General features: G+C 47.4%; 5 protein-coding genes. All 5 read right to left on the bottom strand.

Going from position 1 to position 8040, the window contains the following annotated elements:
* Nucleotides 1-270 precede the first annotated feature (270 nt).
* The 5 genes from QN379_RS19725 to QN379_RS19705 all read right to left on the bottom strand — a co-directional run bounded on the left by QN379_RS19725 (nt 271) and on the right by QN379_RS19705 (nt 8023).
* Complete coding sequence (locus tag QN379_RS19725) at nt 271-4143, bottom strand: response regulator (protein WP_322240820.1); 3873 nt, start codon at nt 4141-4143, stop codon at nt 271-273.
* Between the two features lie 163 nt (nt 4144-4306).
* Nucleotides 4307-5347, bottom strand: coding sequence for an HD domain-containing phosphohydrolase (locus QN379_RS19720; protein ID WP_323507376.1), 1041 nt, complete (start codon nt 5345-5347; stop codon nt 4307-4309).
* 371 nt (nt 5348-5718) lie between these two features.
* Complete coding sequence (locus QN379_RS19715) at nt 5719-5841, bottom strand: hypothetical protein (protein ID WP_322240824.1); 123 nt, start codon at nt 5839-5841, stop codon at nt 5719-5721.
* Nucleotides 5842-6398: 557 nt separating this feature from the next.
* Nucleotides 6399-7028: a hypothetical protein gene (locus QN379_RS19710; RefSeq protein ID WP_322240826.1), complete on the bottom strand. Its 630-nt coding sequence runs from the start codon at nt 7026-7028 to the stop codon at nt 6399-6401.
* Entirely contained in the window at nt 7028-8023 is a 996-nt protein-coding gene (locus QN379_RS19705; protein ID WP_322240828.1) for an ATP-binding protein, read from the bottom strand. Before QN379_RS19705 ends, QN379_RS19710 begins: the two co-directional genes overlap by 1 nt.
* Nucleotides 8024-8040: the final 17 nt, after the last annotated feature.

Genomic DNA, 8040 nt, shown 5'->3' with positions numbered 1-8040 from the left:
TCAACGGCTCTATTTATTAACCCGGATTGGTACACTTTTAACGCGCCATTTGGTACATCTTTACTCCGGCATTGACAACTCAACACATTGACGGCCAATATCACTGCGAAAGCACCGACCTGCAAAAGTATCGACCATCAGGGGAGCCCACACTGCGAATAACAAGGTCTATGACGGCACCACCGCGGAAACCCTCAGCGGTGGTTCATTAATGGGCGTGCAAGCTGCCAATATTGGAAATGTCGCCTTGAACCAGATAACGCGGATGATTTACCAATGATACGACCGCATCGTCTGCACCAATTCTGCCAGCGCGATATCGAGTTCTTTGATAGGCTCATCGATATCCGCTTGGTCGGCTAATCGCTCAATATTCTGCACTGCCTGTATAGTACGTTCGGCTGAAAAAATACCTAATATTCCTCGTAATGTATGTGTACTACAGCGTACTTTGTCGACGGAATGCTGCGTTACTCCGTCCTTTATATGCTGCACGTGAATGGCTGCTTCCACCAAAAATAGCTGCACGACCTTGTCAAAAATTACGTGGTCATCATCAACATCTTTTCGTGTCTTAGCGAAATCTGCAACAGTGAGCGTCCTGACTGTAATTGCGGGCTTATCAATATGAACAGGCCGGCCTAATTTATTCAACTCACGCCATAATGCTTCGGTGTTAATTGGTTTTGACAGATAACTATCCATGCCCGCTTCCAAGCATTTTTCACGGCTGCCTTGCACCACATGAGCCGTCAATCCTATGATAGGTACACGTCCCTGCCTCTGCTGCTCAAGTTCACGTATTCGCATGGTCGCCGCGTACCCGTTTAGTAAAGGCATATCAACATCCATTAGAATCAGATCATATTGCCCGACTTGCCATTTGTCGACGGCCATAAGACCGTTCTCTGCGATATCGATGCTGTGCCCGAATTTTTGTAATAACACTGTGATCAAAGTTTGGTTAACACTATTATCTTCTGCCAGTAGCACATTGATTTTGTGTTTCTTTTCGCGCAAAGAGTGGCGCGGGAGCAACTGCGGTACTTTTCCATATGCTAGCCCGAGGGCCTTCATAATCGCGTCAAGTAAGTCAGATTGCAAATATGGTTTATTTAAATAGGCGACAACTCCCAACTCACTACAACGTATCGCATCGCCCCGCTGCCCATCGGAAGTAAGCATCATGACCGGTGCAATGGCATCTTCATGTTGAGCACGCAGATGTTCAATGACCGCAAAACCATCCATGTCTGGCATTCGGACGTCGAGTAACAGCAACTTATACGGCTCACCAGCATGTTTGGCACGAGCCAGTTCATCTAGCGCCTGCTGTCCGCCAGATACTGAAGTCGGGTGCATTCCCCACAGCCGAGCAATCTCCACTGTAAGTTGACGATTGGTCGAATTGTCGTCAACCACTAACATCCGCATATCCTTCAAATCCACTATTTCATCAGGCAGTAGCGTCTCATGCGGGGTGCTCCCAAGCATGATATTGACAAAAAACGTGGAGCCCTGGCCAACTTTGCTCACTAGTGTGATGGTCCCGCCCATCAGTTCAACGAATCTGGACGATATCGAAAGTCCTAGCCCTGTACCACCGTAGTGGCGTGTGGTCGAGCTATCTGCCTGTGAGAATGAGTCAAAGATTGCCTTGAATTTTTGGTTGGAAATGCCGATGCCGGTGTCGCGAATACTGATGCACAACGACAGCCTGTTGCGATTTGCCGATTGTGTATCCATCGTGACCTTGACCACTATTTCGCCGTGTTCTGTAAATTTGATCGCATTTCCAATTAAATTTACAATAACCTGTCGCAGTCGTCTCGGATCGCCAATCAGTATTCGTGGAATAGCAGGATCAATATCGAGGAGTAACTCCAAATTTTTTTGATGAGCTTGCAAGGCAATCGAACGTGCGGTTTGCGATAGCATGTCACGCAAATCGAATTCAATCTCATCAATATCCATCTTCCCGGCTTCAATTTTGGAAAAATCAAGAATGTCATTGATGATATGGAGTAACGCATCCGCGGAGGACTTGACCAACCCAAGATACTCCTTTTGTTCCTGATTTAACTCAGTATCGAGCGCAAGTTCGGTCATCCCGATAATGCCATTCATTGGCGTACGAATTTCATGGCTCATGTTGGCTAGAAAACTGCTCTTGGCAACGCTAGCGTCCTCGGCAACTTGCTTGGCCTGCCGCAATTGTTCTAAAGATTGATTACGCTCAGTGATATCGCGTGACGAATTGATCAACACAGGCTGTCCGTCCAGTTCATGCGCCATACCGTTAACCTCAACATCAATGAAGGCACCGTCTTTTCGCCTGTGACGTGATAAAAACTGGAATCTCTTGTTAACTTCGAACTGATTCTTTATTACCAGCGTAAGCTCTTCAACAGATAATTGCACATCCCAATGGCAAACATTGCATCCGATGATTTCATCACGCTGATAGCCAAGCATGGCAAAGAAGGAATCGCTCGCCGTGATCAAATTTCCATCAACATCAAGGATATGTATTCCATCGCTGGCATTACGTAAGATCGCCAGATTCTTTTCATTCTGTCTTTCCACATCCTTTTTCGATTGTTCCAATTGCTTGGTTCTTTCTTTGACCTCCTCTTTGATCCTCGATGTATACCCAGTACCAAGCAATAGCAGCGATCCCAGTAATCCGCTACCAAACGTACCCACGGCGAGTAAGGCCCAGCTTTGCCAGTTACGATGCAAAGTCCAATATTTTGGGGTTGGTGCGGTTGCCAGCTTGTAATGGCGGGAACCAAAATTGAAGAAGTAGTCGATTAATTCAGGATGACTTTCCTGATCAAAGTTATCGTAAATAATTTGTTTTTCATCAAGGTCGACAAGCCGGGTGTACAACATAGGACGGGTGTACTGGAGCAGCCTCTCCATAAAATCGCTTATCCGCAAAACGGTTAAAACGATACCTGATTTTGAATCATTTGGCTCTACTGATAACAGTAACAGAACACCTATCTGGTGCTGACGCTCCTGCACCAGTTTTAACGGTGCAGAAATAATTAACGCTCCCGACTGATTGGCCTTACGTATTGCCTGCAATCGTGTCTGACTTGAAGAAAGATCAAATCCTAATGCCAACTCATTACCGGCAAGTGGCTCAACGTAGGTAACCGGATAATATTGGCTGCGTTTTTTTGCTTGCTGCATCGTTCCTTGATCATCACGCTCGCAAATCCTAAACGTTGGTGATTCCTGGCGTTGCGTATCTTCAAAAGACTGACGGTGTATTCCACTGACTTCCGGTGCCCATTCGATTGCCTGTATCATCGGAAAACGGATCAACGACCTTGCCACGAAACGATGAAAACCTCCCCGTGTAATTGGGCTTTTTTGATCATGAGTCATTAAACCTGCCACTTGTTCCAGCAACGATTCCTGCTCCTCAAGTTTGGTTTGAACCTGGCTGTTGACCTGCTGGGAAAGTTGCCGAAAATCATTTAATGAATCGTGATATTCCCACTGACTCGTTTTGAGAAATATCGCGACAAAAATCGTAAATATAAACAGCATAGGTAGCGCCACTGTACCTAAACGTTTTTTCCAAAGAACACGCGGTTCACCGGCCAAGATCATAACCAGAGGGAAAAACACTACGACACCGAGCGTATCGCCTAGCCACCAGCTAGCCCAATTAATGAAAATGCTGCTTGAACCAAAAACACCAAAAGCAAACAGACTGCTCACGGATAGACTGGCACTGATGAGACAAATAGCTGGAGCCAGAAGCATAAAGCGTAAGATTTCCCGGACACGATCAAGGCTAAGCGGGTAACCTATAACTTTCCTGAGCAAACAGCTCCCCACACTAGCCTGCACTACTGACGCAGCGGCAATCGACGCAGCGAGAATCAACTGCATTCTGTCCATGGATTGACCGGCCGAATACGCAATCCATATATTAAGCAGAAGTGCTCCCAGAAAAACGGACGGTAACTGCCGTTTTCCAGCAATAAACAGGACAGCCAGAGCAATTCCGGCAGGAGGGAAAATGGTTGAGGCATAACCGACTGGAAGCGTCAGCAGCATTGCCAATTTACCGCTGATCACATAGGTGACCGTTATTACACAAAAAATAAATAGTGCTCTCATTTTTTCGATAACTTCTTCTGCTGGTTAGGCCAACCGCAATAATCACTCAGGTAAATGATTGAAGGCCGGTCTGTTGTGCGGGTCTCTGTAGCGATTTACGCGCAGAGTCAGCATACATTCGCTTGGTCAAGTCGTTAGACAATGCCAGTCTCGCCCTGGAGAGTTATTCTTCCTTGAAACGAGTGCGTATCGCTACCACTTCATCCCAGTTAAGTAAGAAGGCATCCACGCATGCGGGATCGAAATGATGGCCGGAACCCTCACGTAACAATGCTACGGCACGTACGTCGTCCCAGGCTTTTTTATAGGGGCGTTCGGACGTCAGGGCATCGAACACATCGGCCACAGCGCATATGCGGGCAAAGATTGGAATGGCATCACCGACCAAGCCTTGGGGGTAGCCACTGCCATCGTATTTTTCATGATGTGACAAGGCAATTTGGGCTGCCGCCTGTAAGATAACGGATTGGCTACCATCAAGTATGTTGAAGCCTAAAATCGCATGCTGTTTCATGATTTCAAATTCTGCGGCATCCAGCCGGCCAGGCTTGAGCAGAATGTGATCAGGAATACCTACCTTGCCAACATCATGCATCGGTGTAGCGTTGAACAACATTTGTTGATCCTGCTCCGACAACCCCATATTGGCTGCTATTAGTTTGGAGAAATGGGACACGCGTAAAATATGCGAACCGGTTTCAGGGTCGCGGTAATCAGCCGCCTTCGACAAGCGGATAATAGTTTCCCGCTCGCGCGCTCTTATCTCGGCCGTGGCCTTTTCTACTTCTAAGGCCAAGCAGGTTGCGTTGTCTATTAAGTTTCGCTGACTACGCCGCAACGACAGCATATTGCGAGTACGCGCTACAAGTTCGACCTTATCTATCGGTTTTAAAAGAAAGTCATTGGCACCTGCCTCCAAGGCACGATGGCGGGTTTCGACCTGATCGTTGGCCGTCACCATCAATACAGGGATGTCTTCACGTCCCGGGAAAGCGCGAAAACGACGGATAAACTCAATGCCGTCCATTTCGGGCATCATATAATCAACGATAATTAAATCTGGAACATGTTCAGCACACCATGCCAGACCATCTTGCGGGTTGGTAAATGATTTTGGAACACACCCATCAAATTTACTGATCAAGTGCGATGTCAAAAAAAGATTGACCGAGGTATCGTCGATAACAATGACGTCTAATTTCATGTACTTGTCTCCAGATTTGGAACATTACAAAATAAAGTCTCGGCTAGAGCCATCGGCAGCGATCTCAGTTCAGCGGCCTCCGAATGGCCATCAACATTCCAATAACAGCAGCTCCTACAAGTACGAATACGAGCACAAACACCAGTGACTTTGTCGCGTTATTAATCACAAGGTGAAAATTTTCACCAAAGAAATTGTGTATCTCAAACTAAGGGGTCCCGTTGAATCGGGGCATAAACTGGTCGGCGAATAATATTGCATCCGCGTTATCGGTCGTGTACTGACCCTTGCGGATCACAAACTCGCCATCGGCACACAGCTAACCGGCGCTGGAGGGCGATTTCGCCTCGAGCATCGGCCGGGTGACCCGCTTAATAGCGCGATAGTCCTGCTCGATCCACCAGGTGTTTGTAGCTCAACGGGCCAACCACGTAACAGCAGATACAGAGCAGAATCACATTGAGCGGAATACCCATCCCTTCAAAGTTGGGCATATTGATCCGTCCTCACACGGATCAATAGCCGAACACCTAACCAAGTGTATTTTTTACATCTTTTGCAATATTCTATAACAATGCCGTATGGAAATATATCCTTAAATAATTATGCCAATACGAAATACTAAAAACGACATTTTTTTCATGATGTCGATTCAAAAAAGGTTGGCTAGTTATATTGGCAGACCAATATCAGCCAAGAAAGGGGACTGCATCAGAGTCAAGCTACAGACGACTTGATGCTCAGGAGGCTGGCAAGAATAAATTTAGCCGAATCCATCTGGATTCTATCTATGGCTCGGTGGTGGTGAGTGATAAGACAGATTAGATTAGATTAGATTAGCGTAGACGAAAGCAAATTTGTCCAAATTGTGACGGTAAATTTGTCCAAATCCTGATTTTTTCCGAAGCATCAGAAATTTATCCAATAAATTCAATGCGTTATCGGTTTTAGAAAGTAAATTTGTCCAAAATTAATTTCGCGCATTGCGGAAAGCAAATTCGTCCATCTGTTTTAGCTGTTTTTTTGATAAAAATTCACCGAAATGAACAATTCAATGTGCGAAATAATGCAACCGCATGCGCGTGATGGCGACCCGCGCCTTTAAATTTAGTGGTGTTCTTTCTAAAAAACGTGGATGACAGGTGCCGTAATAGCTTCGGCAATATCCGCATCGAAATGGCGCATCCAACAGAATGACATTGAGCCGATATAGTGTTTTGCTGTCGCAGCGAACGCATGCGTTTTGCAAGGCGTTGCCATGTATCGGACAGTGCGTGACCAGCGCTATCTGAGGCACCACACTGTGATAGCCGCGGCGCATGCAGCGTGGACAATAGCGAAAGTCGGGGCAACCCAACCCATCTGGCAGCAATGCATTGCGAATCAGCTTCGATGGCAAGCACAGCATCTGATGTACGCGCCGGATGTCAACTTCACTGCTACTGGGATTAATTCCCTCATAGGGATCTACCACCGTTCTGGAAATTTGCCCTGCAATGAGATGGCCAGCGATCAGATTCATCCGCGCAAACTTCCAGAGCATGGATACGATAGATTCCTGCGGATCCAGCCACGTCGAATTAAAGACGTATCCCAGTGCAGGGGTTAGGGCATGCGTATCGACCAGCATAATCGGATACGCAGTAAACGCGGGAATCTTGATCTCGCCGCGCTCTCGCACTAAGCCTCCCGCAGCGCCAGTTTAAGACGACTGGTAGCGATCCTGATTTGGGTATAACCGGAGTGTCGTATTGCTTGTTCCCAGAGCGCAGGCGGTGGCCGATAAGCCGGTGCATCATGAATCGCTGCGTCCTTAAGGACGATCTCGACGGCGCGGGTAAACGATTCCATCGGAATATCCATCGCCCCGCTGAATCCGGCTTTGTTATGGATGTTCTCGAAGGTTGTCCAAATTAACTGCGCATCATCAGTGAGGACATAGCCAGCATCCACCGCTTGCTGCAAATAGAATCGGGTAAAACTCCATTCCGAGCCGCGTGGATAGAAGGTCTGGCCGTATCCCGCCAGGCAGGTGGCCACTTCATTGACATCGCGCACGCCATAAAATGCCAGCTCTTCGACCATCAGACGGGCCACAATTTGCATCTTCCCGCTACGCTGGAAATTGGTTTTAATCGACAGCAAATCCTGCTGGCCGACTAGAAATGTGAACAGCTTGATTTCCATGCGATCCAGATGATCGTGAATGTCGCGTAACCACTCATATTCGTTTTCATCGAAGCGCTGGGCTTCATCGCAAAACAAGATGACGGTACCGCGCCCGGCCTTGATACAGGCTTCGCGAATTTTATTGATCAGGCGTTGCCGCTTGGCAGAATTCGATCCGCCTGACGCATCAGGGTAACCAACGGCTTCCAGCAGATTGGCGAAGAGCGGGCCTTCTGCATGGCGCGGCTTATGTTCAGCTTGCACATGATAGGTGGTGATGGTCGGCACTTTTTCAGCGAGTAACAAGCGGATGTATTCAATCGCTTTAGTCTTGCCTATTCGCGGTGGACCATAAATTAATGCACCGGTAATGCGGTAGCGTAAACAGCGAGAAATAAGTTCGTAAAACGCCTGGATGGCCGGGGTAGCGATCCGGTACTGGCCGGTAGCGAGTGGATGTAATTCCTTGCTGATGGGACGGGTCAGGCGGTTGTTATGGCTAGACAAAGGATCTCTCCTTGATG

This window comes from Glaciimonas sp. Gout2 (genome assembly GCF_035018905.1).
Classification (GTDB): Bacteria; Pseudomonadota; Gammaproteobacteria; order Burkholderiales; family Burkholderiaceae_D; genus Glaciimonas.
This window is presented reverse-complemented; position numbering and strand designations above follow the sequence as displayed.